Here is a 431-nt window from a genome sequence, read left to right as displayed (position 1 = left end):
CGATTCTTAAAAGCAATGTTCACAGCCCTGCTATTCATTTCAGAAGAAAACAGAACTTTTTCATTTGAATCAATAGACAGCACCCCAGTAAGATTAATATCCGCATAGTTTTGACCGATACCTCGACCACGATATGTACTTTCAGTAGCCAGTATTTTCAAATAACGTTCTAAACTCTTTCCGATTTCTCCTGATTCAGTCACCAGTAACATTTCTCCGCCATCAAATCCAGCCCAAGCCATTGCAGCCGTTGCTTTATTTGAAAGTTCATCTAGGTTGACATGTTTCGTATCAAAAATGGATGAAATTACTTTATGACGTAATCCTTTACCAGTACGTGTACCAGATTTACTCACAAAGAACCTTGTCTTAGTAATCTCACGACATGCCACCAGCATTTGATAGATTGGCTGTAGTTGCGCATTATGCAA

1 pseudogene is annotated in these 431 nt (G+C 38.7%); it reads right to left on the bottom strand.

Annotated features, from left to right (window positions below):
• A pseudogene (locus HFD15_RS14015) lies at positions 1-431 on the bottom strand (hypothetical protein); the annotation flags it as partial.

It is taken from the genome of Lactococcus sp. EKM203L (assembly GCF_011800585.1).
Taxonomy (GTDB): Bacteria; Bacillota; Bacilli; order Lactobacillales; family Streptococcaceae; genus Lactococcus; species Lactococcus lactis.
This window is presented reverse-complemented; position numbering and strand designations above follow the sequence as displayed.